The following is a 21,061-nucleotide window of genomic DNA, read 5'->3' as shown; positions in this document are numbered from 1 at the left end:
ACTCTCGACGGCAGATGGCTCGGTTAAAGCCTGTTCCGTTGCCGGCTTGGAGAACAAACCACAGTGGGTGACTGTGGAGCGACGGTGCGAACACTCTCGACACGTGTTCCTGACAAAACATACCGCCCTAGTCTTTCGGCATGAAACTCGCCCGGGCGCGCAAATAGCCGCCGCCCTCGCGGCGCGAATCGGTTTGGACCCGGATGACCCACATACGAAAATCGCCCACATATTCATCGGTCTGTACGGGGTAGCTGGCGTTTTCCAAAACCGGCGGGCGCTTACCCTTTTCTTCGTCTTCTTTCGACCAGCCACAGTTGAGGCTTTGCGCAGCAAGATTGTCGATGCCTTCCTTATTGGGCTTGTAGACATTCGTATCCCAACCACTCAGTTTCTCGCCGCGCGCAACCAGTCGGCAGACCCGGATGATGTCGATGTCTTGGTCCAGCTGCGTGACAGCACCCGCCAGGTAGAAGCCCGCCAGAGAGTCGTGAACGTAGTCGGAGGGCAAGTCGCCTGCCCCCTTTGGCACACCCTGGGGCTGGTCAAAAAACTTGAGTGCAAAGATTTCAAATGGGAAGAGCGGCAGACCCGCCATGGCGGCGCGCTGCTGCATCAGGTTGGCCTGGGCATACTCCTTCTGGCGCCGGGCGCGGTCTTTTTCCCGCTCGGCTTGCTCCAATGGGTTGCCCCGCTCATAGCCGGCGTAGGGCGTGGCAAAGGTTTGTGTCCGCTGCCGGGCGACAACCAGGTCGCCTTTCAGGCGGTTGTTGGACTCTTGCAGATCGGCTTGGTCCTGCGGGCTGCCAGCAAGGTAGAAAGGCTGTTGCTCGAGCCGGTAGAGCATCTGTTCTCTCCAGCGGAAGTAGCAGGTGTAGTGGCGGTAGACCTCTTCATCAAAGTCACCGCCTTTGTTGCCGCTCCAGTCCATGTAGCGTTTCCAGGCTTGGAGCATTTGCGGATCGACCTGCAGGTCTTCCTTGATGTCACCTTGCAGTTGGTCATAGGTGAGCAGTGGCACACCGGCCAGCAAAGCGGACTTGTACATGTGCAGCAACGGAATCTGCGACATAAGCGATGACAGGCCGTTGCGCGCCTTGCCCTGATCCCCTGCGCCATACCCCCCGCCCACGTCGGAGTGCATGCCGGGGTACAGCACTTCTTCTACATTGCCGCCCTTGACCCGCGTGACGGGGAAGTTCATGCGCTGCTCGTGCGCGGCGATGTAGTGAACGGTTTTTTTCACCACCTTCGGCAGCGGCTTCAGAATTTCGGCGGCCCAACCAGAATGGCCGTCGAGCATCCATTTGGCTAGCGGCGTGGTCTTGTTGATGGAGTCGCTGGAGCCAACGGTGGCGACCGAGTCGAACAGGCCAAGAAAGCGAATTTCTGTTTCGATGCCGGCAAACTTGCCGTCTTGCAGCACATCTTGGAACCAGTAGCAGAAGGCGCGCGCTTGCACTGCGCCGCGCGAGAAGCCAAACACGGAGAGCGACACCAGCGGTACGGCGGGCTTGGGCTTGAGGGCGAGCTGGTGTTCCAGCTTTTGTGTGAGCTCACGCGTGAGCTTGGCAAACCAGCCTTTGCGGTCCAGCGCCGGATCATCGGGGGAAACGCCGTCGTTCTGGCGGTGATCGACTTTGCTTTCGTAGTCTTTGATTTTTTCGGCCATGACTTTTTCTGACATCATGAACCGACCGTCAAAGACTGCCCGATGCACAGCGTTATAGACCTGCAAGACGCCCCACAGAATGCGTGCCTGCCCGCCTGCGGCAAAGGCGCGGCCGAAGGTGCTTTCACCGTGCTCGCCGATTTCAGGGAAAGGGGTGCCAACGCCGGGCATGTAGAAGCGATAGAACTTCTCCGCACCGCCCACCGCATTGCTATCTTCATCGGGATACGCGTTATGCAAGCGCACGATATTGCTGTGGTAGCGCTTCGCGGGCGGGGGACGCTTGTAATCGCGCTCCATGTTGTTGTTCGTGCCATCGAAGAACAGCCCAACATTGACCACGGTCTGGCATGTCAGCGGGTCGCAGAACTCGAATGCCCGTCGTACATTGAGCACTGGCCCCATTTCTGGTATCGCCACATCGCACAGAATGGCGGGGTCGATTGACTGCATACGGTCAGGCGCTGCAATAGGAGCGCCTATTGGCTTGGTCATTGTTGGGCCCCCTGCTTCCGATTGGGGTTGATGGGGTATGGGATGGGGTGCTTGGAGCTAGTTGCGTCATACCAAGCTGAAACGACCACTCGAACCGCATCATTCGGGAAAATGTGCGCGTAGATTGTTCCTGCCTCGGTATATGGCTCGACCTCGACTACCTTGCTTTTTCGAATCGGCTTGTCATTCTTGTCCCGGGCTTGCCACTCGACCGTTACCGTCATGCCAGGTCGATAGCTGCGGGGAACACCGATGCAGCACACGCCCGATGTGCTCGCATACGCTCGCATGTTCGCCCCACCATGGCCGTCAATTGAGAACCAATCCATATACATATCGGTATGGTTCACGCCGCCAATGGTGGCGTAGACAAACCTGTCCGATCGATCTGTTGAGATGCCGCTGCTGCCAGCACAGCCAGCAAACAGCAGCGTGGAAAACAAAACAGCAACAATGCGCAATAGCATTCGATAGTTCATGAATAGATCTTCGTCTCGTGGCGAGTGTTGTTAGCGGTCGGCTGTCTGACCAGCCAATCAAGCGTGAGGCATTAATCGATCAGATCGGTCAGCACTTCCATGATCTGGCCGTCTTGCCAGCTTCGTTCTGCTGCAAGCTTGAGTAGTTTCGGGTTGGTGAGAGCCTTTCCCTCAACCAAGGTGTCGAATATCCCCAGGCTCACAACATCCGGAAACGCTTCAATCTCTTTCTCGCGAGCGAATTTGCATACTGCTGCGATGCGTTTAAAAAATTCAGCCTTGCCTGTGGTCGGCAGCATTGCGGGCCGTTGAGTGAATATCGCGTCGATCACCGCATCCGGTTCGCCCCAATCCATCAACCGGTTGAACTCGCGCTTGTCGACCAGAATCGGAAGCTGTGGTGGCATGTCAGCCGCGACAGGCTGGACCTGAGCAAGAGACCCACTCCGATCGACGTACCACCACGCTGCCAACTCATGGGCGAGCGCTGCCCACGATTCCTTGCAAAGAATCTCTGGCAAGGCCGGCAACACTCGCGTATCCGTGAAGCGCAACATCAGCTTTTGCCCATCGGTGGTGACTACTCGCACGCACCTCTGCCAGTTCGACATGAGCTCTTTCGCTGTCTTGGCGGATGCGACAAGGCTGAGCATCGGCCGCCCAGAACAGTGCTCAACGAGATCCCACAGTTGGCTTTGAAGGGACTCTGGTCGCCCTGTGTTCAACGGGATCAATAGCGGCGACACCTCCGCTAGGGCATCCAGTTCATCACAGGCATACAGCGCCTCCGACAAGCCGGGATAGGTGTACGGGGCATGACCGTGGTCAAACGCGCGATCGACAACGGCAGTCCAATTGGCTTTGGGGCTGCTTTGGATAAGCTCCACTAGCTTGGCGGTGGTGTCTGGGACGCTCGCGGCATCAACGGCAAAGTACATGTCTTCTCCCCAGGTCAGACAACCGCGAGCGCGCTACCCGCTTTCATGGCCTTGATCAGGCACTCAATACACACCGGCTTGGGCGTGATCGGCATCTCCATGGGAAGACTCTGTTCGCCGGGCCAGGCGTGGTTGGCTGCATGGGCGATGTATTTCCCGTCTGTCAGATGGGTAATGCCTCCGGCGTTGTATCGGGTATGGCTGCCCCCCCCGCCAATCAGCAATTCCTTCTTGGCGATGATGCGAATGCTGTCTTCGGTGCTGACGATGCTGATGCCTAGCTTGGCGAGGAGATTCATGGAGTCGTTCTGCGACTGGATGTCCACGGGGCCGCGGCTGGCAAACAATTTGATGCCAAGCTTGTGAGCGCAGATGGACACCATGTCTTTTACGCTGGCAAGAAAGCTCTTGCCCACGTTGAAGGACAAGTGCTCCCCCGCGGTCAATGAGGTGTGCTGTTTGCTGTGCAGGTGCGTACTTTCTTGCGCAGTGGCGGCAATGCCGGCGGCACTCGACACCACGACATGGGGAGATGTCAGTTCTCCCAATGCTTCGCCCGAGCCCTTGATGGCATCGTTCTGCGCTTGAATGGCATCCGCAACGCCCTTCTGCTCGTCAACCTGGGCCTGCACGCTGGATGAGGCTTCATGCAAGGTTTCGGCAATACTGAGCGCTTCCTTCAGGCGAGCGATGGTCTCCCGCATGTCCAACGCATGATCCCGGGCATTCTGGCGCGCCTCCGTGCTGAGCAACGTGCCCTTGGCGGAGCGCAGCGCCATGTGGCCATCGGTACGCAGTTCCGCCCCTTCACCGCGCTTGTCCTTTCGGCCACCCGAATCTGGGATACGGGTGATGTGGCCAATGCTCAGTTGCGACAGCAGATAGTCGGACGACAATTGCGCTTGAATCTGTCCCTGCGTGTCGTCCATCACCAAGTGGTTATGCTGGCCGCCGCCGATTTCCTTGGAACGGAAACCAGACAACGCCTGTTGGCCTGGCAGGTTCCACGGCGGCATATTCATCTGGTTGGGCACGCGCCCAACAATCAGCGGCAAGTCGGGATCCCCGTGCAGAAAGTCGACAATGACTTCCTGACCGATACGTGGAATCTGGATGGCACCGTACTGATCCCCATGCCATGGCGAGGCGGCACGCACCCAACAGGAGCTGTTCTCGTTGCGTTGGCCGTACATGTCCCAGTGCATGTGGACTTTGACGCGAGCGTACTCGTCGGTCCAAAGCTCCTGAGCTTCTGGCCCCACCACGGTGGCCATCTGTGGACCTGTGGTGCGTGGTTTCGGTTGCATCCTGTCTGGGCGGAACGTCTCGGAGGTCGGCTGTACCTCGAATTCAACCTCGCAACGCCACTGCTGGCGCTGGCCCGCCTCTTCGGGCACATCTTCAAGCTTGAGCGTCGTTGCAAAGATCAGATATTCGCAATTGGCTTTGTCTTCGGGGTAGCGCGCAAGTGTGAAGGTGCACCCGGGTACGACACCACGCAAGTTCCCTCGCCCATAGGCACGCAGGCCATGCTGGCGCAGCTCCTCCATGCGAATGCGGGCGACCATGTGACCGTCTTGCCATGGGTCGTTGCCTGTGGCAGCTTGAGCGTGGTCGCCCGGCCATTCGTAGACTTCCTGATCGCGGTGCCCCGTCTCGCGCGGCTGATGTGTCTTGACGGTTAAGTCCGCGCGCGGTTTGACGAAGTCGTAATCATTGGTGCGCCACTTGCCAGTCACCAGTTGGTCGACAACGGTAAAGTCGGAGATATGCTCCTCATCCACGCGATCTGCGCTCGAATACCACTTGATGGTGTGATACGCATCGCTCTTGAACTTGCGGAAGGCCCCATTTCCGTCAGTCAGAACCAGCCGGTGGTGCCCGTCACTGTGCTCAAAGAACCAACCGATGCCCCACTCTTGGGTCAAGCGCTGGAAGAAATCGAAATCCGTCTCGCCGTACTGGACTTGAAATTCGCGCGTCGGATACTGAACCAGGCTGAGTCGCTTCTCGGCTGGAAAGCTGTAGTCGGCTAGCAGCTCATCCAAAATCTCGATGACGGTCTTCTGCTGATAGATCTTGTAGTCCTTGGTCAACGTGGCGAGCCAGAGCCAAGGACGGAGCACGAAGCGGTAGACAAAATGGCGACCTTCAGGAATCGGACCGACGATGCGCGTCACCAAACCAGTGATCTCTCGCTTGCCGGCGCCCCGACCGCTAGTCAACCCAGTCCCAACACCATCCAGTTCGATTTCGATGGTCAGTTCGCGGCCTTCCAACGCCTCTTTGTCGACGTTGCCGCCTGGTCCAAAGAGGAAGTTGCGATCATCCGCCGTCTTGAGTTCCAGGTCGTATTCGAAGAGGTCGCACAATCCTTCCCGACCCGTGACACGCACAACGGTCAGTGCGGGCTGCCCCAATACTTCGGGAAGCCCCGAGCCCTTGACCGTGACGGTGCGGTGACTACCCAAGCCTGGGGTGCTTAGACGCGAACCCATCATTGTTCTCCTGTCTTAACGTGCAGAACTGATTTGAATACGTGCCACTGCTGGCAGCATCACCGCTGTGAAAAATTTTTGAGCAGTGGACATTAACTGGAACACATGCAACTAGCGTCAGCGACTAATGTGACGACGCACTCCCTATCCGGTGGAAACGTCATCCGTTTGCACAAGTAGCCACCAGCCGATGGTCCATTGGCGGGCCCACAGCTAATGAGGTTTTTTATTGGAAAGCGGCTTGATTTTAATTGCTAGTCGCGCACGACGGAAAAATGTGACCTGATCGACAGTGGGTTATTGCCTGCCTTGCGTTTACCATCGACGCCGAAACATTAATAGTCTCGCTGGTATATCCGCCCTCTCAGGCTACCATCCTCAACCTGTAGAGCATCCGGCCGTCTGACGTTTAGTTTCATTTGACTAAATGCGTTTGGTCGAAGTGTTTCATCGTCATCGGATGTGATAACAAACTGATAACATCCAGGATCGTTATTATTGATCCATATCGGAGGCGAATCTTTATCTATCGAAACACCGACACGGCTAATCGGCGGCATGTTCCTACGCTCGAATTCAGCCGTAAAATTCTTTGATTTTTTGTGAAATAAAACTCCGTCTGCATATTCCAACCAGATTTCCCCATCTTGAGCACCAAGCACCAAACCAATAGACGTCCAATCACCACCTGAGCCATGGTCATCCGGTGTGGCATCTCGGGTAGGTTCCACGGGTTTACCATCTTCCCAGTGCTTCATCAGAAACACGTTCTGAACCTTTCGCTTGGATGTCAGATCGACAACATCCCCCTGCTGATTCCAGCAGCCGCGAGCATATGCATCAACGCTCCCATAAGCCAGCGCAAACTCGAATTTCCCATCCTCATTCAGAGAAATGAACGAAGCGGCCTCACGGGGAGAGGTCAAGCGATACGCGCCCGTCATTTCGGAGCCTACAGGCTGGCATTCAAATGCCTCGGCATTGGATACAAAACCAGCCAGTAGCCCAATCACAAGCGGGCGCGTCAGGTGATTGGAAAACAGATTGCGAATTAGTGTTGAAAGGTGCACGGTGGATATGCTTGGAAGGCAATCATGAAACATCGGTTTCTGAAGCGCGGGAGTTGAATGTAGACCTTGGATGGCTGTGCGCCACACATGTATGGCGCACAGCGCCTCCTACATCCATCAGTTCATGGCTGATACTGTCGCGAGACCGGCAAGACCCAGCGGCACCAGCGGAACCGCAAGAAGACTGAGCACACCGTCGGCAGCGATGGCCAGAGGTGTGAGCAGCACCAATGCAGCTTTGCCTCCCGTAGGCAACTCTTCGCGAATCTGCACGCTGTACGTCTGGTTGAACTTCTTGGCAAGCGCTGAAGGCAGCGTAAAGCCCTTGGCGCTGTAACGCTTGCCGCTCAGCAGGAACGTCTGCGTCATGTGCCCATCGGCGCCTTTCGAGAAGCCAAGCGACTGTGCACGTTGTTGGTCTTCGCTGCCGGCGTTGCCCGGCAGAACCAACGTAAAGCTGCCCGTCATGTCCGCGGTAGGCGTGACCTTGAACTGGTCCATCTGAGCTTGCACCTTTGGGTGCAGCGGCGAGTCCAACACCGCAACCAGGCCAGGTGGGGTATCAATGATGTAGTGGTATTCCGAGCCAAGAACGACGACTTTCGACCCATTGCTCGCAACCAGAATCTGGCTCACGTTTTCCGTGTAGTCCTTGTATTCCTTTTGCGAGATCTCGGAGTACAGTGACTTGGTAACAGGCGCACACGCATTCAGCACCAACAGTGGCAGCACGGTTGCTGCCAGAATTGTCATTCGTTTCACTTCTGTAACTCTCCCCTTAGTAGTAAGAAGCATTGCCCGTCCATCACTTGCGTCGGACGGGCAACCGTCATCAAGCTTCCTTATTGCCCTTGATGTCGTAACCAGCCGTCACGGCGCCCCCGCTGCCACCTTGGGCGTTCTGCACGACATACTCTTGCTTGACCTTGGCGAACGACAGCGACACGATTTCGCGCGAGCGGACTTTGTCGTCGGTGGAACCGCCCGGCGCCACTTGTGTCACGAGCACATCGCTCATCGTGATCTTCAGGAACTCCAGTGGGTTGCCGCCAGCCTCACGCACCACCAGCGTGGCCTGATCGATGTGCTTGCCGGTCAGGCAGTACTTCATCAGGTTGGGCGAAGCGCGGTCGATGTGATGCTCGAAGGTCAGATCCGACACGGTGGCCTTGCCAGCGCCGCCGCCACTGCCCGAGTGCATGGTCGAGAGCTGCTCGATCTTCCAGCTCCAGTTCAGCACCTCCACTTCGTTCTTGTGCGATGCGTCTTGCGATTCACCGTCGATACCATTGATCTTCAGGAAGATGTCCTGTGCCATTGCAAAGCTCCTTGGTTATTAGAGGGACTACAAACAAAAAGCCGAAACAGTCCCCACGGACCTGCCGGTAACAGGTCCGCCGGGTGCTGTCTTGGATTCGATTGGATGGGTTCGTACTTAAGCCGCTTCCTTAACCGACGGCAGGCGTGCCACCAGGCGCAGCGAGACGGTCAGGCCTTCGAGCTGGAAGTGCGGACGCAGGAAGAACTTGGCGCTGTAGAAGCCCGGGTTGCCTTCCTGCTCTTCCACCACCACTTCAGCGGCAGCCAATGGGCGGCGTGCCTTCGTGTCTTGCGAGGAGTTGGCCGGATCGGCATCCACGTAGTTCATGATCCATTCGTTCAGCCAGCGCTGCATGTCTTCGCGCTCCTTGAACGCGCCGATCTTGTCGCGCACGATGCACTTCAGGTAATGCGCGAAGCGCGAGCAGGCGAACAGGTAAGGCAGGCGTGCCGACAGGTTGGCATTGGCCGTGGCATCGGCATCGTAGTACTCCGCCGGCTTTTGCAGTGACTGCGCACCGATGAAGGCGGCGTAGTTGGTGTTCTTGCGATGCACCAGCGAGATGAAGCCGTTCTTCGACAGCTCGGCTTCGCGGCGGTCGGAGATGGCGATCTCGGTTGGGCACTTCATGTCGATGCCGCCGTCGTCCGTCGGGAAGGTGTGGCATGGCAAGTTCTCGACCACGCCACCGCTCTCCACGCCGCGAATCAGCGTGCACCAGCCGTATTGCTTGAACGAGCGATTGATGTTGACGGCCATCGCGTAGGCCGCGTTGCTCCACACGTACTTGCGGTGGTCGGCGCCGTCCGTGTCTTCTTCAAAGTCGAAGGCATCAACGGGGTTGGTGTTGATGCCATACGGCAGGCGCGACAGGAAGCGCGGCATGGCCAGACCAACGTAACGTGCGTCTTCCGAGTTGCGCAACGCGTTCCACGGTGCGTACTCCAGGTTCTGGAATATCTTGGACAGATCGCGCGGGTTGGCCAGCTCTTGCCACGAATTCATCTGCAGCACGGAAGGCGATGCACCCGCAATGAACGGCGCGTGCGCCGCCGCCGAGATCTTGGCGAGCGATCCGAGCAGCTCCACATCGGGCGGAGTGTGATCGAAGTAGTAATCGGCGACCAGGCAGCCATACGGTTCGCCGCCGAGCTGGCCATACTCTTCTTCGTAGATGCGCTTGAAGAACGGGCTTTGGTCCCAGCCCACACCCTTGTAGCGACGCAGCGTGCGACGCAGTTCTGCCTTGGAGATGTCCATCATGCGGATACGCAGCTTCTCATCCGTCTCGGTGTTCGAGACGAGGTGATGCAGGCCACGCCAAGCGGACTCCAGCTTCTGGAAATCTTCGTGATGCAGGATCAGGTTGATCTGCTCGGAGAGCTTCTTGTCGATGGCGCCGATGATGGCCTCGATGCTCTTGTAGGCATCGTCGCTCATCGTGAAGGTGCTGGCGAGCGCCTGCTCGGCCAGGGTGCGGACGGCGAGATCGACGGCCTCCCGGGCCTCATCGGTCTTGGGGGAGAACTCGCGGTTGATCAGCGACGCGAAGTCCGACTGATCAGCCGTTGTAGCGATCTGGTGTTGACGTTGTTGTGCGGAGGCCATGGATTGCTCGCTCAAAGGTGGAATTCAGGAATGTGCGAAATCGCGTGTTTCAGGACTCGGCAGAGTCGGCGGCCGCAGGGGCTTGGGCTGCCTCGGGCTTCGGCGCCTTGGTCAGCGCTTGCAGCAAGGCCGGGTCTTGCAGCAGTTGGTTGATGAGCGACTCGGCGCCCGACTTGCCGTCCATGTAGGTCTGCAAATTCGCCAGTTGCGTGCGAGCCTCGAGCAGCTGCTTGAGGGCATCGACCTTGCGGGCCACGGCGGCAGGCGAGAAGTCCTCAATGCTCTCGAAAGTCATGTCGACCATCAGTTGGCCTTCACCGGTTAGCGTGTTGTTCACGGCAAACGCCACGCGCGGCTTCATGGCCTTCATCCGCTCATCGAAGTTGTCGATGTCGATCTCGAGGAACTTGCGGTCGGCAACAGGCGGCAGCGGCTCAGCCGGCTTGCCCGAGAGGTCCGCCAGCACGCCCATGACGAAGGGCAACTCGACACGCTTTTCCGAGCCATAGACTTCGACGTCATACTCGATCTGCACACGCGGCGCGCGGTTGCGTGCGATGAATTTCTGCGAGCTGTTTACAACGGACATGAATCTCCCCAGTGGGTTACATGGAAGGGTTGAGGTGCCGCACGGCCTCAGGCCGATTCGGCTGCGGGAATCGCCGGCGTGGTGGTACGGCCGGGAAGGTATTGGGGGTGGTAGAACAGTTCAGCGCTGTCGCCCAGGCGGATGTCGATGGCCAGAAGTTGACGCTTCTCGGCCAGCGCGCCGAGCCAGAGCTTGGCCAACTGCGGCTGGATGATTTGCTCGATGAAGCTGATGAGCTGACGCGCGCCGGTCTCTCCCACCGGGCAGCGCTCGACGATGTGGGACACCACGGCGTCGCTATAGGTAAGCGCAATGTCGTGCTGCTCTCGCATGCGAGTGACCACGCGATCGAGGTGAAGAAGCACGATGCGGCGGAGGTTCTCTGCCGCGAGCGGCAGGTAGGGCACGACCACCAGGCGGCCCAGGAACGCAGCCGGAAACACCTTGCGCAGCTCGGGCATCAACGCATCGCGCAGCGCGGCGGGCTCGGGCATCAGCGTGGAGTCATCGCAGAGGCCGGCCAGCAGGTCCGACCCGGCATTGCTCGTCAGTAGCAGGATAGTGTTCTTGAAATCGATGTGGCGCCCTTCCCCGTCTTCCATGTAGCCCTTGTCGAAAACCTGGTAGAAGACTTCGTGCACATCTGGGTGAGCTTTTTCCACCTCGTCAAGCAGTACGACGCTGTATGGGCGACGGCGAACGGCTTCGGTCAGCACACCGCCCTCGCCGTAGCCAACATAGCCAGGCGGGGCCCCTTTGAGCGTGGAGACGGTGTGCGACTCCTGGAATTCGGAGAGGTTGATGGTGATGAGGTTCTGCTCCCCACCGTAGAGCGCATCGGCTAGCGCCAATGCCGTTTCGGTCTTGCCGACACCTGAGGGCCCGACCAACAGGAATACGCCCACAGGCTTGTTTGGGTCGGTCATTAGCGCGCGGGCGGTCTGAATGCGTTCGCCCAGTTGCGTGAGGGCGTGGTCCTGGCCGATCACGCGAGCTGCTAGCGTCTGCGGCAGCGCCATCACCGTCACGACTTCGTCAGCCACCATGCGCGTGACGGGGATGCCCGTCCAATCCGCTACGATGGCAGCGACGACGGTCTCATCCACCTCGGTATGCAGCAGCGGTGTTTCGCCTTGCACAGATGCCAGCTCGGATTCCAGCGCCATCAGCGCTGCGCGCATCGACTCTTCCGTGCCCGCGCCCGAAGATTCAGCAATGGCCTGACGTTGTGCAAGCACGCCGGCCGCCAGTGCGGCTTCCTGCTGCCAGCGGGCTTCGGCCCGGGCAAGTTCGGCCTTGATCTCGCGGACCGAGTTTTCCGCGTTGGCGATGCGGAGGTTGTCTTGCCCACCGAAGGCGGCTTCCTTGGTCAACAGCGCGGCTTCAGCCTCGGCACCCGCCAAACGTTGCCGCTGGAGCTCAACGGCGGCCGGCGACGCATGCAACGACAGTGCGACACGCGCACACGCCGTGTCCAGCAGGCTGATGGCCTTGTCCGGCAACTGGCGCGAAGGGATGTAGCGGTGTGAGAGCTTGACGGCCGCGCGCACGGCTTCGTCGCGAATCAACACCTTGTGGTGCGTTTCAAAGGTCGGCACCAGGCCGCGCACCATGGTGACGGCGCTGGCTTCCTGCGGCTCCATGACTTGCAGAACCTGGAAGCGGCGTGTGAGCGCTGGGTCCTTCTCGATATGGCGCTTGTATTCGCTCCACGTGGTGGCGCCGATCGTGCGCAGCGCACCCCGCGCGAGCGCGGGCTTGAGCAGGTTGGCGGCGTCGCCCGTGCCGGCTTGGCCGCCTGCGCCAACCAGGGTGTGCACCTCGTCCACAAACAGGATCACGGGCTTGGCAGACTTGACGGATTCCTCCAGGACACCCTTGAGGCGTGCCTCGAACTCACCCTTCATACTGGCACCAGCCAGCAGTGCACCAACGTCCAAACTCAACAGGCGCACTCCAGCGAGGCTCGGCGGGACTTCGCCGGAGGCGATGGCTTGGGCCAAGCCCTCCACTACGGCGGTCTTTCCAACGCCAGCCTCCCCGGTAATCAGCGGATTGTTCTGACGGCGGCGCAGCAGAATGTCCGTCATGGTACGGACTTCGTGCTCGCGGCCGATGACGGGATCGAGACGGCCGGCGCGGGCGTCTTCGGTCAGGTCCCGGCAGTACTGGGCCAGGGCGCTCCTGTCCGAAGCGCCGGGGGACATTGCATTGCTTGCCTCCCCCGGGACCGCGGGTGCCAGGCCGCTGCCGTCGTAGGCAGCTTCGGTACTTTCGGTGGACTGCGCAACCAGGGCGGGAACGCTCTCAACCAGATCGTCCGCACGAACTTTCCCGAACTGGGGTGAGATGCTGAGCACCGTGCGACGAAGTTCGGGGGTCTTGAGCAGCGCAGTCAGCAGATAGGCACCGCGCACACGGTCGTCTGCAAAGGCCAAGGTGGCGTAGACCCAGGCGCGTTCAACAGCTGACTCGATCTGAAAGGAAAAATCGCTGATGGACGTGGCGCCGGCAGGCAGCGCTGACAGGGCGCGCAGAAGATCGGACTCCAAGGCCAGGAGGTCTGCGCCCGCGTGACGCAGCACGCGCTGAATGTCGCCGCCCGGGGCTTGCAGCAACTGATGCAGCCAGTGCACGAGTTCGACATACGGGTTGCCGCGCAGTTTGCAGAAAACGGTAGCGCTCTCAATCGCCTTGAAAAGCGTCGGATTCAACCGACCAAACAAGGCCTGACGTGAAATGTCCATGTGTTCTTATTTATAAGTCCCGCCCGCATCTCAATGCAGCCGAGAAAATCACTCCCTTTATTTAGGTTATTGGACGCAATGAAAACAAAGCAATCGAATTAACCCTCTAAAAATAGACACAACAATTTACAATCAATGATTCACGGCATATCCGGTGAAATCGGGATCTGCATCAATACGAAACACTCGGAAGAATTTTACTAATAGCCACCCCATCGACACCAATTGCACAAGCATTTACAGATATAAGCACCGACGCCATTGACTAAACCAGGAATATTCATGGCAACCAATTGAATACAAGACAAACACCACGTCACACCACCAACTCAATTTAATTCTGATTTTCAAAATCAGAAGATCATGTTTGTAGTGGTGTATTCCTTCATTCGGTGGTTTGCATCTATGATCGGCGCCGTTTTGCTGAGAAGAAGCGGGCGCGGACATCATGAGCAACCAGCAACACCATCTTTCAACGGGTGGGATCCTTGACGACCTAGTGCCAGCGAGTGAGACTCCCCTCAGGGGGGCCGGTGCGGATGACCTGTTCTCGATCCTGCGCGCCAATAGCGCTGCGCCATTCCCCGCTCTGCCCGATGCAGCGGCTGAATCCACTGATGTTCTGGCGCTACTCAGCCGTGAAGCCGCCGCCGTGCTGCGCAACCCCGAGCTGGCAAAGGCCAACTGGCATCTTGCCTCGCCCAAAGGCGAGCTTGTGCAGCCTGCTGGCCACACGGACGACCCGATGGCAGCAGGCGCTTCCGCCAAAGACGAGAATCTGCTGGATCTACTGGCAGGCCCCGCACGGATCGAAAGCCTGATCGGCGGACCCGATTCCCTCAGCGCCCCCCTGTTTGCGGCGCCCGCCATGCCGGACGTGCTGCACCTCTTTGCGGGCGACATTCCCATACCCGAGCGGCGTGGCATCACGGCTGCGCTCACCAAGCGCGAGCATCACCTCGTGTCGATGGACAGCGCGTATCACCCTGCCCCGGCACAACCACAGGAGCCGAATACCCATGACAACTGATACCCCACTCTTGGAGCCTGCCTCGAAATCCTGTCTGGCTGCGGCTTTGCAGCACTGTGGTTCGGTTGCCCAGGCGCAGCAGAATGCGGAGGTGCGCGTGCTTCAGCAGCCTGGCGCGTTTTCGGAGCGTTGGCAGCTATTCCAATGGCTGTGCGTGATGGGAGATTGGCCGCGTGCACTCAAGCAATTGCAGGTGGCAACACAGTTGATGCCGGACTTTGCGCAGACGGCGCATGTTTACCGGGACTTGATTCGGGCCGAGGTGTTTCGGGCCGATGTCATCAAAGGCGCGCGTGAGCCGGGGGCGTTGTTGCCATCGCCGGACTGGATGACGCCGCTGCGCAATGCACTTACGCTCGCCGAGGCGGGTGACACGGACGGCGCAGATCACTACAGACAGCAAGCGCTATCTGAAGTACCGGACAGGCGCGGTGCGCTCGACGGGTCGCCGTTTGCCTGGATCACGGACAGTGACACGCGCTTCGGCCCAACCTGTGAGATCGTCTCCGGTGGCCGGTATGCCTGGCTGCCATTTTCTCAACTGCATAAGCTAGCGATGGGGCCGGTGGTTGATTTGCTGGATTTGGTTTGGCGCTCCGTCACAGTGACGTTGGTAGGTGGCACGGTGCGCCGTGGCTTTACGCCGGTGCGCTATCCGGGCTCCGAGCGCGGTAGCGATGCGCTCCAGTTGGCGCGAGAGACTCAATGGTCGGAGGTTGGCCAGACCGGCATCGTCGCGCGTGGCCAGAAAACGTGGATGACGAGTGCCGGCGATGTCGGCCTGCTGGACGTGTCTACCCTGGTCATAGGCGACGCGCATGAGTGAGTACCGCACACCCAGGCGCCCCAACACGCAGCTGTTGCCGACGCTGTTCGATCGGCTGCGTGATGACGCACCGCAGCGGCACACGGAGAGCCCATCTGAGTATGCGGTGACGCGCTCGCAGATGCGGGCCATCATCCAGCGTGACTTGACGTTCCTGCTGAATACAACCAACCGTGAAGACGAGATCGACCGCGACCGATACGCCGCCGCGGCAAGCTCCACCATCAACTACGGTGTTCCTGCCGTGGCGGGTACGTATCTCTCCGAGCACAAGTGGAGCGACATTGTCGACATCATCCGGCGCGCCATTCTCGACTTCGAACCCAGGTTGATTCCCAGCAGCTTGGTCGTTGCCCCGCTGGAAAAGGAAGACGCGCCACACCGCTACAACGTGCTGCTGTTCGAGATCAGCGGGCTGATACACATGGACCCGTATCCGATGGCATTCACCGCGCAAAGCTCCCTCGATCTGGAATCCAGCCGCATTTCCGTCAAATCCATTCACGCGAGCTGACCGATGGACCCTCAACTGCTCGATTACTACAACCGCGAACTGGTCTACATGCGCGAGCTGGCTGGTGAATTCGCCAGCCATCATCCCAAGGTCGCAAAACGACTTGGCATGCATGGGCACGAAGTGGCCGACCCCTATGTCGAGCGGCTCATCGAAGCATTCTGCTTTCTGTCCGCGCGTACACAGATCAAGCTGGATGCGGAGTTCCCGCGCTTTACGCAGCGGTTGCTGGAGGTGGTCTATCCCAACTACGTAACGCCCACGCCTGCGATGGCCGTGGCCCAGTTTCATCCAAGCGAAAAACAAGGCGACTTCGCCAGAGGAGTCATTGTGCCGCGGGGCACAACACTGAAAGCGAGCATTCCCGATGGCGAGAGAACCGCCTGCGAGTTCCGGACCACCCAAGACGTACAGCTCTGGCCGTTTGAAATTGCAGAGGCACGACTGACGGGTATTCCGCCTGACATCCCTGGTCTGGAACGCTATGTACCGGCCCACATCACCGTACAGGGTGCACTGAGGTTGCGCTTACGCATCAAGCGCGACATCACCTTTGGGCAGATCCCTCCAGTCGGGTCCCTCGCCGTCTATCTGCGTGGCGATGAGCAGATCGCAAGTCATCTCTTCGAACTTATCCACAGCGCCGGGGCTGCCTCACTGATTGGACAGCCGGGCGCGATTGGCAATCGGCCTTCGGCGATTCATCAGAACGCCGTATCCCTGGTAGGGTTCGCCCCCCACGAAAGCACGCTGCCGCTCGCCTGGAACAAATTCCACGGCCACAACCTCGTGCACGAGTACTTTTCCTGCCCGCAGCGTTTTTACTTCTTCGCGCTGAATGGTCTAGCGCCCGGTCTTTCCAAGATCGACGGCAGCGAGGCAGAGATCGTCGTGCTGTTGTCAAAATCTCCGGACCAATTGGCTGCACATGTGGACGCAAGCCATTTTTCACTGTACTGCACACCGATTGTGAACCTGTTCCCGAAGCGGACTGACCGCATCGAAATCCAACCAGGGCGGTCGGAGTTCCACATGGTGCCGGACCGAACCTTGCCTCTGGACTTTGAGATCTACTCGGTCCAGAAAATCTACGGGCAGAAAGCCGAGCACAGCGAAACGGTGGATTTTCGTCCGCTCTTCGCCACGTTGAATGGCGACGAAGGTAACCATGGCCGGTACTTCTCCGTTCGTAGAGAGCGCCGGCTTGCTTCGGATCAGGCTCGCAAGTACGGAACGCGTACCGCGTATGTTGGCACCGAAGTGTTCCTTTCTTTGGTTGACCAGAACGAGGCACCCTACCCGGACTCGCTTCGCCACCTGTCCGTTGAGGCGTTGGTCACCAATCGTGACCTACCCAGCCTGATTCCGAGAAACGGCCGTGATGATCTGCGCGCGCCTGACTCCGCACCGGTGGCAAACGTCGGCCTGATCCGCCCACTTTCCGCGCCACGCGCCCCCTTCGCAGAAGGCGAAATGGCCTGGCGACTGATCCGCCAATTGGGGTTCAACTACCTGTCACTGACCGATCTCGGCCACCGCGAAGGCGGTCAAGGCCTGCGTGACATGCTGCGCCTCTTTGTCGCCAGTGACAACGCGATCCAACAACGCCAAATCGCGAGTTTGATCGGCACACAGGTCCGGCCTGTAACACGACGATTGCCGGGCAACGGCCCCATCATCTACGGCCGGGGAGTCCAATGTCAGTTGTCCGTGGACGAAGCCGGATTCTCGGGCATCAGCCCTTACCTCTTTGGCGTCGTACTGGAGCATTTTCTGGCGCGGCATGTGTCTGTGAATTCGTTCACACAAACTGAGTTGACGTCAATTCAGCGCGGGCGCGTGCATCGCTGGCCAGTGCGAATGGGCACGCGGAGTACGGTGTAGCCATGTATCGAGGCTTTGACGACGACACACCGCCAGCGACCAATTCGCACGCCGCGGAGGCGATGCCGACTGCGGAACACGCACCGTGGCGACTGAGCTTCACGGGCTTGTTACGGCAACTGGCAGCGCATCGCCCCGACTTGCCGCCGGTTGGTCATGCAAGCCGGCCGCAGGACGAGCATTTCCGGATTGGGCAACTGGCATCCCTGACATTTGCACCACGCGAGATCGCACAGCTTCAGCACGTGCAGGGCAAGCTCAAGATTCTGTTGTTCGGTCTTGGCATGCTGGGGCCGAATGGCGCCTTGCCGCTTCACTTCACAGAAATCGTCCGGGAGCGCACGGAGGCACATCGCGACAGCACTACGGCAGATTTCCTGGACCTGTTCCATCACCGGGCACTGACGCAGTTCTATCAAGCGTGGGCGCATTCACAATCAACGGCGGGGCTGGATCGCCCAGATGCCGAAGTGTTCTCGCGCTATGTCGGGTGGCTGGGCGGGTGCGACACAGACGAGATTGCAGGAAGCCCGTTGCCACCGCATGCGCGGTTGGCCGCCAGCGCTCACCACGTGCGCGAATCGCGCTGCCCGGACGGCATTTCCGCGACGCTGGCCCATTTCTTTGGCGTGCCGGTCCATCTTGAGGAGTTTGTTCTGCACTGGATTGCGGTTGACCCAGACGAGCTTTCTCAATTGGGGCATCCGGGCGCACCCAGCATGATGGGGCAAGGCGCCATGTTGGGCGCGATGGTGCCAGATCGGCAGCACAAATTCCGGCTGGTCATTGGCCCGTTGAGCCTGCAGCAGTATCTGAACTTCACGCCCAATGGACGGGACCTGCCGGTGCTGATTGAATGGGTGCGCTCCTTCGTCGGCTATGAGTTCGTATGGGAAGTTGAGTTGCAGGTGATGCCCGACGCTGCTCCGCCGGCCGTGCTTGGTTCATCAGAACACCTGGGCTGGTCGACCTGGCTGGGTGAGCCGGACCCCAGCCGTTCCATTACGGGCATGGTGTTCGAACCTGAGCAGTACGCGACGCACTGAGTTGCTCCATCGACGATCCTCCGCCCATCCGAAGTAGCTGCCACGTATCCCTCACATGTTCTTCAGCAAGAAAACCAAAGACGCGCCGCCCGCGCTCCCCGTCCTGATCTTCCCCGAGCTGTCGGAGCCAATCTCCGAAGCGCATCCGTGCGGCAACGATCTGGAATACGACCCCGAGTTCGTTCTTCTGCAAAGCCAAGTCACGCCTAAGCAAGATGCTCAGTATGGCGATTTTGTCAGCCCTCCCGAGGCAATCAACTGGACGGAAGTCGAGCGGGACTGCCGTCGCTTGCTGCTGCGCACGCGGGATATTCGTATCCTCGTGCTGCTGGTGCGCAGCCGGGTCCGGTTGGACCAGGCAATTGGCTTGCGGGACGGGCTGGCCATTCTGTTTCGATTGCTTGAGACATGGCCGGAAACCATATACCCGCAAGTGGTGGTGGACGGTGAAGCGGACCCGGCCGTGCGTGCTAACGCACTGGCCGCCTTGGCCGATCCGCAAGGGCTGATGCAAGACGTGCGGGACCTGGCGATCTCAACCAACGGCGCGCTGCGCCTGCGAGTGCGCGACGTCGAGCGATCATTGAGCACTCCACGCGCGGCAGACGCCTTGGCGCCGGAGTCAGTGCGGCACCAGCTCCACGAACTGCGCAAACAAAACGACGCAGTACTGTCCGCGCTGGACGAGGCGCAAGCCTTTGCGTCATTGATCGACTCCTGGGCGCGACATCACCTTCCGGACGACTACCCTGACCTGGGCACCTTGTTGCGACTGCTGGATACGGTGACTGGTGCGTCGCCACCGGCAGCACCTACTGTGATTGCACTTCCGGTCTCGAAACGCTCGCCGGCCGCCTCACAAGGCTTGATGGGCACCACCACCGAGGGCCCGGTAGTAACGCCGCTTGATAGCAACCCACCTGGGCCCGTCATGGACCGTAATACCGCCCTTGCCTCCATTCGAACCGCCCGGATCTGGTTTGAGGCGCATGAGCCGAGTAGCCCTGTGGCGCTTCTGCTCGAGCAAGCCGAACGACTGACCGGCAAGCGCTTTGATGAAGTGTTTCAGGCGATTCCGGCAGAGCTTGTTGAACGCTGGACGCGGGAGCACTGAAGAGCGCCACGTTCACAAAAAGCGTAGGCTGCCCGTCAGTTCGGGTTGTCATGCGAAACCGCACCGGCGCACGATGCACCGCCGGTGCGGCAGTGGGCATCCATCCAACTCGCCCTACATTCCTGTTACGACAGATCAGATCGCTCAACCAGCCAGCGTTGCGCTGTCGATCACGAAGCGGTACTTCACGTCGCCCTTAAGCATGCGTTCGTAGGCGTCGTTGATCTGGTCTGCGCGGATCAACTCGATGTCGGAGACGATGCCGTGCTCCGCGCAGAAATCGAGCATCTCCTGGGTTTCGGGAATGCCGCCGATCAGGGAGCCGGCAAGCGAGCGCCGCTTCATGATCAGATTGAACACGTTGGGCGACGGATGCGGCGTGGCCGGCGCGCCGACCAGCGTCATCGTGCCGTCGCGCTTGAGGAGGGCGAGCAACGCATCCAAGTCATGCGGTGCTGCCACGGTATTGAGGATGAAGTCGAAGCTCTTGACATGGGCGCCCATCTCGTCGGCATTGCGTGACACCACAACTTCATCGGCGCCCAGCGCCTTGGCGGCTTCGCGTTTGGATTCGGACGTGGTGAACGCCACCACGTGCGCGCCCATGGCGTGCGCAAGCTTGATACCCATGTGGCCGAGACCGCCGATGCCAACCACGCCGACTTTCTTGCCAGGGCCGGCATTCCAGTGGCGTAGCGGCGAATAGGTCGTGATGCCCGCGCACAGCAGCGGTGCCACGGCGGCTAGCTGCGCTTCCGGATGCCGAATGCGCAGCACGTAGCGTTCATCCACGACGATCTTTTCGGAGTAGCCGCCGAGCGTCCAGCCCGGTGCATCTGCCGTCGGTCCGTTATAGGTGCCGACCATGCTGTCGCAGTAGTTCTCCAGACCGGCTTCGCACTCTTCACAGTGTCGGCAGCTGTCGACAATACAGCCGACACCAACCAGGTCACCCACCGCGAAACCCGACACGTGCGCGCCGACAGCGGAAACGCGGCCGACGATCTCGTGCCCGGGCACACACGGAAACTGCGTGCCGGCCCACTCCGCACGCACTTGGTGCAAGTCTGAATGGCAGATGCCGCAATACGCGATGTCGATCTGGACGTCGTGCGCACCGGGGCTGCGGCGCGTGATCTGGAGCGGTTCGAGAGGTTTGTCGCCGGCGTGGGCGCCATAGGCATGAATCTGCATGGTGTCTTCCGTGGATTGTTCGTTGACGGATAGGGC

General features: G+C 59.5%; 17 protein-coding genes. 6 read left to right on the top strand and 11 right to left on the bottom strand.

Going from position 1 to position 21,061, the window contains the following annotated elements; genetic code table 11:
- Positions 1-127: 127 nt before the first annotated feature.
- The 10 genes from ACTJK6_RS00725 to tssH form a co-directional block, all read right to left on the bottom strand.
- On the bottom strand, positions 128-2,125 hold the full coding sequence (locus ACTJK6_RS00725; protein ID WP_440838134.1) for a phospholipase effector Tle1 domain-containing protein: 1,998 nt from the start codon (positions 2,123-2,125) through the stop codon (positions 128-130).
- Between the two features lie 38 nt (positions 2,126-2,163).
- A complete protein-coding gene (locus ACTJK6_RS00720; RefSeq protein WP_440838133.1) occupies positions 2,164-2,646 on the bottom strand; it encodes a DUF3304 domain-containing protein in 483 nt (160 codons plus the stop codon).
- Between the two features lie 71 nt (positions 2,647-2,717).
- Positions 2,718-3,584: a DUF4123 domain-containing protein gene (locus tag ACTJK6_RS00715; RefSeq protein WP_440838132.1), complete on the bottom strand. Its 867-nt coding sequence runs from the start codon at positions 3,582-3,584 to the stop codon at positions 2,718-2,720.
- Between the two features lie 14 nt (positions 3,585-3,598).
- Positions 3,599-6,085, bottom strand: a complete 2,487-nt coding sequence (locus tag ACTJK6_RS00710; RefSeq protein WP_440838131.1) for a type VI secretion system Vgr family protein — start codon at positions 6,083-6,085, stop codon at positions 3,599-3,601.
- Between the two features lie 332 nt (positions 6,086-6,417).
- A complete protein-coding gene (locus tag ACTJK6_RS00705) occupies positions 6,418-7,152 on the bottom strand; it encodes a hypothetical protein (RefSeq protein ID WP_440838130.1) in 735 nt (244 codons plus the stop codon).
- Positions 7,153-7,269: 117 nt separating this feature from the next.
- Positions 7,270-7,905, bottom strand: coding sequence for a hypothetical protein (locus ACTJK6_RS00700; RefSeq protein WP_440838129.1), 636 nt, complete (start codon positions 7,903-7,905; stop codon positions 7,270-7,272).
- Between the two features lie 79 nt (positions 7,906-7,984).
- On the bottom strand, positions 7,985-8,470 hold the full coding sequence (locus ACTJK6_RS00695) for an Hcp family type VI secretion system effector (RefSeq protein WP_027681197.1): 486 nt from the start codon (positions 8,468-8,470) through the stop codon (positions 7,985-7,987).
- A gap of 117 nt (positions 8,471-8,587) precedes the next feature.
- Positions 8,588-10,081, bottom strand: a complete 1,494-nt coding sequence (gene tssC / locus ACTJK6_RS00690) for a type VI secretion system contractile sheath large subunit (protein WP_440838128.1) — start codon at positions 10,079-10,081, stop codon at positions 8,588-8,590.
- A gap of 49 nt (positions 10,082-10,130) precedes the next feature.
- Positions 10,131-10,670, bottom strand: a complete 540-nt coding sequence (gene tssB / locus ACTJK6_RS00685) for a type VI secretion system contractile sheath small subunit (protein ID WP_260802331.1) — start codon at positions 10,668-10,670, stop codon at positions 10,131-10,133.
- A 47-nt stretch (positions 10,671-10,717) separates the two neighbouring features.
- On the bottom strand, positions 10,718-13,417 hold the full coding sequence (gene tssH / locus ACTJK6_RS00680; RefSeq protein WP_440838127.1) for a type VI secretion system ATPase TssH: 2,700 nt from the start codon (positions 13,415-13,417) through the stop codon (positions 10,718-10,720).
- A 448-nt stretch (positions 13,418-13,865) separates the two neighbouring features.
- Here tssH and ACTJK6_RS00675 point away from each other — a divergent pair, with 448 nt between their 5' ends.
- The 6 genes from ACTJK6_RS00675 to ACTJK6_RS00650 are packed head-to-tail and all read left to right on the top strand — an operon-like array spanning position 13,866 to position 19,831.
- The gene (locus ACTJK6_RS00675) at positions 13,866-14,447 is read left to right on the top strand and encodes a TagK domain-containing protein (protein WP_440838126.1); all 582 of its coding nucleotides are present in this window, start codon (positions 13,866-13,868) and stop codon (positions 14,445-14,447) included.
- On the top strand, positions 14,437-15,273 hold the full coding sequence (locus tag ACTJK6_RS00670) for a type VI secretion system accessory protein TagJ (RefSeq protein WP_440838125.1): 837 nt from the start codon (positions 14,437-14,439) through the stop codon (positions 15,271-15,273). Before ACTJK6_RS00675 ends, ACTJK6_RS00670 begins: the two co-directional genes overlap by 11 nt.
- The gene (gene tssE, locus ACTJK6_RS00665; protein ID WP_322016827.1) at positions 15,266-15,787 is read left to right on the top strand and encodes a type VI secretion system baseplate subunit TssE; all 522 of its coding nucleotides are present in this window, start codon (positions 15,266-15,268) and stop codon (positions 15,785-15,787) included. Before ACTJK6_RS00670 ends, tssE begins: the two co-directional genes overlap by 8 nt.
- Positions 15,788-15,790: 3 nt before the next feature.
- Positions 15,791-17,671: a type VI secretion system baseplate subunit TssF gene (tssF, locus tag ACTJK6_RS00660; protein WP_440838124.1), complete on the top strand. Its 1,881-nt coding sequence runs from the start codon at positions 15,791-15,793 to the stop codon at positions 17,669-17,671.
- A 2-nt stretch (positions 17,672-17,673) separates the two neighbouring features.
- Positions 17,674-18,717 carry a type VI secretion system baseplate subunit TssG gene (gene tssG / locus ACTJK6_RS00655; RefSeq protein WP_440838123.1) on the top strand — a complete coding sequence of 348 codons (1,044 nt, stop codon included), beginning with the start codon at positions 17,674-17,676 and terminating at the stop codon, positions 18,715-18,717.
- 55 nt (positions 18,718-18,772) lie between these two features.
- Complete coding sequence (locus ACTJK6_RS00650) at positions 18,773-19,831, top strand: ImpA family type VI secretion system protein (protein WP_440838122.1); 1,059 nt, start codon at positions 18,773-18,775, stop codon at positions 19,829-19,831.
- A 144-nt stretch (positions 19,832-19,975) separates the two neighbouring features.
- On the opposite strand, the gene ACTJK6_RS00645 is transcribed toward ACTJK6_RS00650, so the two are convergent.
- Positions 19,976-21,025 carry an NAD(P)-dependent alcohol dehydrogenase gene (locus ACTJK6_RS00645; protein ID WP_414561417.1) on the bottom strand — a complete coding sequence of 350 codons (1,050 nt, stop codon included), beginning with the start codon at positions 21,023-21,025 and terminating at the stop codon, positions 19,976-19,978.
- Between the last annotated feature and the right edge of the window lie 36 nt (positions 21,026-21,061).

This window comes from Ralstonia sp. 22086 (assembly GCF_052045975.1).
GTDB lineage: Bacteria > Pseudomonadota > Gammaproteobacteria > Burkholderiales > Burkholderiaceae > Ralstonia > Ralstonia wenshanensis.
The sequence above is the reverse complement of the archived record's forward strand: the minus strand, read 5'-3'. Positions and strand labels throughout refer to the sequence as shown.

Coding starts and splice junctions, on each gene's coding strand:
- ACTJK6_RS00715 (WP_440838132.1), bottom strand. CDS start 3,584: ATGTACTTTGCCGTTGATGCCGCGAGCGTCCCAGACACCACCGCCAAG.
- ACTJK6_RS00725 (WP_440838134.1), bottom strand. CDS start 2,125: ATGCAGTCAATCGACCCCGCCATTCTGTGCGATGTGGCGATACCAGAA.
- ACTJK6_RS00710 (WP_440838131.1), bottom strand. CDS start 6,085: ATGATGGGTTCGCGTCTAAGCACCCCAGGCTTGGGTAGTCACCGCACC.
- ACTJK6_RS00650 (WP_440838122.1), top strand. CDS start 18,773: ATGTTCTTCAGCAAGAAAACCAAAGACGCGCCGCCCGCGCTCCCCGTC.
- ACTJK6_RS00675 (WP_440838126.1), top strand. CDS start 13,866: ATGAGCAACCAGCAACACCATCTTTCAACGGGTGGGATCCTTGACGAC.
- tssE (WP_322016827.1), top strand. CDS start 15,266: ATGAGTGAGTACCGCACACCCAGGCGCCCCAACACGCAGCTGTTGCCG.
- ACTJK6_RS00670 (WP_440838125.1), top strand. CDS start 14,437: ATGACAACTGATACCCCACTCTTGGAGCCTGCCTCGAAATCCTGTCTG.
- tssG (WP_440838123.1), top strand. CDS start 17,674: ATGTATCGAGGCTTTGACGACGACACACCGCCAGCGACCAATTCGCAC.
- tssB (WP_260802331.1), bottom strand. CDS start 10,670: ATGTCCGTTGTAAACAGCTCGCAGAAATTCATCGCACGCAACCGCGCG.
- ACTJK6_RS00645 (WP_414561417.1), bottom strand. CDS start 21,025: ATGCAGATTCATGCCTATGGCGCCCACGCCGGCGACAAACCTCTCGAA.
- tssF (WP_440838124.1), top strand. CDS start 15,791: ATGGACCCTCAACTGCTCGATTACTACAACCGCGAACTGGTCTACATG.
- tssH (WP_440838127.1), bottom strand. CDS start 13,417: ATGGACATTTCACGTCAGGCCTTGTTTGGTCGGTTGAATCCGACGCTT.
- ACTJK6_RS00700 (WP_440838129.1), bottom strand. CDS start 7,905: ATGACAATTCTGGCAGCAACCGTGCTGCCACTGTTGGTGCTGAATGCG.
- tssC (WP_440838128.1), bottom strand. CDS start 10,081: ATGGCCTCCGCACAACAACGTCAACACCAGATCGCTACAACGGCTGAT.
- ACTJK6_RS00695 (WP_027681197.1), bottom strand. CDS start 8,470: ATGGCACAGGACATCTTCCTGAAGATCAATGGTATCGACGGTGAATCG.
- ACTJK6_RS00720 (WP_440838133.1), bottom strand. CDS start 2,646: ATGAACTATCGAATGCTATTGCGCATTGTTGCTGTTTTGTTTTCCACG.